This window comes from Candidatus Desulfatibia sp. (genome assembly GCF_036446775.1).
GTDB lineage: Bacteria > Desulfobacterota > Desulfobacteria > Desulfobacterales > UBA11574 > Desulfatibia_A.
In genome coordinates this window covers 1-2,784 of sequence record NZ_JAZFTO010000347.1, presented here as the reverse complement: position 1 = coordinate 2,784, position 2,784 = coordinate 1, and the positions used below count along the sequence as shown (strand labels likewise).

Here is a 2,784-nt window from a genome sequence, read left to right as displayed (position 1 = left end):
TATTACAACAAACACAGAGTTCTGACGGACGATCCCTTGCTGTCACACGGCCGGCTTTATCTGGTTACGGCGGTTCAGAAGGTCATCCGCAACGGCCTTACCCTTCTGGGGGTATCTGCCCCGGAAAAAATGTGATTTTTGTATTTTTCACCGCAAAGCCGCAGAGATCGCGGAGGATTTTAAAAACATTTTTCCCTTGCCGTTGACCCCGCTTGTAGCGGGACAAGGACGCCGGCAAAGGAAAAGCGCTATCATTTATTTGCTACTGAATTTTAATGTACCTCTTATGCGTGATGGTATTGTCCGAATTGTAAACGAACTAGAGGAATAGTCCCGCAAGGCTGAACCTTTTTGTTTTCCGCCCTCCCTGCCCTGTGGAATGCGAAGCTTATTCCTCTGGGGTCAGCGGAAAACAAAAATAATTATTCTCTGCGTCCTCTGCGGCTTTGCGGTGAACTATAAAAATCAATGACTTGCTGATGAGTAAAAAAGGAAAAGGCACTCCAAAGAAAAAGTCTGCACCTGTGCAAACCCGCAAAGGGCGTGCCTTGTGGATAGGTTTGTTTTTTTTTGCCTGCGGCTGGATGTTTGTCCTCGGCATCCTGGTGGGAAGAGGGACTGCCCCTGTTCAGTTTGATACAAAAAAACTTCAAGAAGAACTGGCCTCCTTAAAGGCTGCGGTTATTAAAAGAGAACGCCTCAGATTCAAAATCGATCCGGATGCTGCCGGGCACAGGACGGATATGGATTTTTACGAAGGACTCAAAAAGTCCGAGCGTGGTGCCGAGCATAAAAAAAAACAGCTTCAGGTTGCATCAAAACAAAACAAAAAATCTTTGCCTACAACAGCTGATCTAGAAAGAAAAAATAGAGACACTCGCGAAAAGGTCAATGCCGTTGATTCGTCTCGCAAGGGACCGCCGTCAGAGTCCGGCTCCGGAGCTGAAATTGGAAAAAAAATTACAATCCAGGTTGCTGCATTAAGAGATCCTAAGGTTGCCGACAGAATGGTGGCAAGACTAAAAGATAAGTGGTATCCTGCTTACAGAACTGTGGCAGAGATTCCGGGAAAAGGTGTCTGGTACAGGGTAAGAATCGGGTCTTTTAGAAGGAAGGCCGAAGCCCAAAGCACTCTGGAACGCTTAAAAAAAGACAAAATTGATGCAATCCTCCTTCCACAGTAACCAAGTGGAATAATAGAAAATATAATCACGAAAGCCCGAAAGTACGAAAACACGAAAAAAATTATGGATGGTGATAACAATTTCAGAAAAATCAACGCTGTAGCGATTGATAGGGAAAGATCATACCTTAAGGCAACTGGCTTGAAGACAGGTTTATTGCTGAATTTTGCCAAACCCAAGTTAGAGATAAAACGAGTGGTCAACTAATTTTAGTTCTTTATACTTTCGCGTTTTCGTACTTTCGTGTTTTCGTGATAAGCTTATTTATTTCAGGACTAGGGAGATGTTATGAAGATTACTAAAGAAGAGGTCATGCATGTGGCGAATCTTGCGCGTCTTGATATGGACGAGGCTTCCATTGACAAGTTCGCCCGCCAGATTGGAACTATTTTGGAATATGTTGAAGTATTAAATCGTGTTGACACACAAGGTGTGACGCCGACCTCGCACGCGATTTCTCTGACCAACGTCTTTCGGGAAGACCGGGAAAAGAAAGCTTTGGAAAGAGACAAGGCGCTTGCCAACGCCCCTCAAAAAGAGGATGGGAATTTTGTCGTTCCCAAAATAATAATTTAACTGGATACTGGATGCTGGATTCAGGGAATAAAAAATTATGCAACTGTATGAACTGACCATCCATGAAGCCCACAGGCTCTTAAAAGGCCAAGAGATATCGGCGCAGGAATTGACCCGTGCCGTTCTTGATCGTATCGATGCGCTTGATGATAAGGTGGGCGCCTATATTACCGTAGCGCGCGAAACGGCCATGGGTCAGGCCGAGCTTGCCGATCAGGTAATTTCGCAGGGAAACATTTTGCCCCTTACCGGCATTCCTCTGGCACTCAAGGACCTTATGTGCACACAGGGTTTGCGGACAACCTGCGGTTCCAAGATTCTTGAAAATTTTGTTCCGCCTTATGATGCCACGGTGGTAAAAAAATTTAAAAAAGAAGGTGCCGTGATTGTCGGCAAAATGAATATGGACGAATTTGCCATGGGCTCCTCCACCGAGAATTCAGGACTACAGCCTACTTACAACCCCTGGGACTTGACGCGTATCCCCGGAGGCTCCAGCGGAGGCTCTGCGGCGGCGATAGCAGCGGATATGTGTATCGGGGCCTTAGGTTCGGATACCGGCGGTTCCATACGTCAGCCGGCGTCCCACTGCGGTGTGGTTGGAATGAAACCCACCTACGGCAGGGTTTCCCGCTTCGGTCTGGTGGCTTTTGCTTCGTCCCTGGACCAGATCGGCCCGCTGACAAAAGATGTTACAGATTGTGCCGTTTTAATGAATGTTATTTGCGGATACGATTCACAGGACTCTACCTCCGTGCCGCTGGATGTTCCGGATTATACTTCTTTTCTTGAAGACGGCCTAAAAGGGATGACTGTCGGAATCCCCAGGGAATACAGCACCGCCCAGGGGCTGCACCCTGATGTTTCCGAAGCGGTGCAGCGTGCCGTAAAAACAATTGAAGACCTGGGGGCCGCATGCGTGGAAGTCTCTTTGCCGCATACGGAATACGCGGTGGCGGCCTATTATGTGATTGCACCCGCGGAAGCCAGTTCAAATCTTGCCCGTTATGACGGTGTCAAGTAC

General features: G+C 47.4%; 5 protein-coding genes. All 5 read left to right on the top strand.

The features are described from left to right. On the top strand, positions 1–135 hold a 135-nt coding region (locus V3S16_RS16120; protein ID WP_413886783.1), incomplete at its 5' end, for a DALR anticodon-binding domain-containing protein. A 344-nt stretch (positions 136–479) separates the two neighbouring features. Further along, complete coding sequence (locus tag V3S16_RS16115) at positions 480–1,184, top strand: SPOR domain-containing protein (protein ID WP_413886781.1); 705 nt, start codon at positions 480–482, stop codon at positions 1,182–1,184. A gap of 63 nt (positions 1,185–1,247) precedes the next feature. Next, entirely contained in the window at positions 1,248–1,391 is a 144-nt protein-coding gene (locus V3S16_RS16110; RefSeq protein ID WP_413886779.1) for a GxxExxY protein, read from the top strand. A gap of 81 nt (positions 1,392–1,472) precedes the next feature. Beyond that, positions 1,473–1,760: an Asp-tRNA(Asn)/Glu-tRNA(Gln) amidotransferase subunit GatC gene (gatC, locus tag V3S16_RS16105; RefSeq protein WP_413886777.1), complete on the top strand. Its 288-nt coding sequence runs from the start codon at positions 1,473–1,475 to the stop codon at positions 1,758–1,760. A gap of 37 nt (positions 1,761–1,797) precedes the next feature. After that, a partial coding sequence (locus tag V3S16_RS16100; RefSeq protein ID WP_413886775.1) for an amidase occupies positions 1,798–2,784 on the top strand: 987 nt, incomplete at its 3' end.

Bases quoted from the DNA above. Each gene is read 5' to 3' on its own strand.
- V3S16_RS16115 (WP_413886781.1), top strand. From the start codon at position 480: ATGAGTAAAAAAGGAAAAGGCACTCCAAAGAAAAAGTCTGCACCTGTG.
- V3S16_RS16110 (WP_413886779.1), top strand. From the start codon at position 1,248: ATGGATGGTGATAACAATTTCAGAAAAATCAACGCTGTAGCGATTGAT.
- gatC (WP_413886777.1), top strand. From the start codon at position 1,473: ATGAAGATTACTAAAGAAGAGGTCATGCATGTGGCGAATCTTGCGCGT.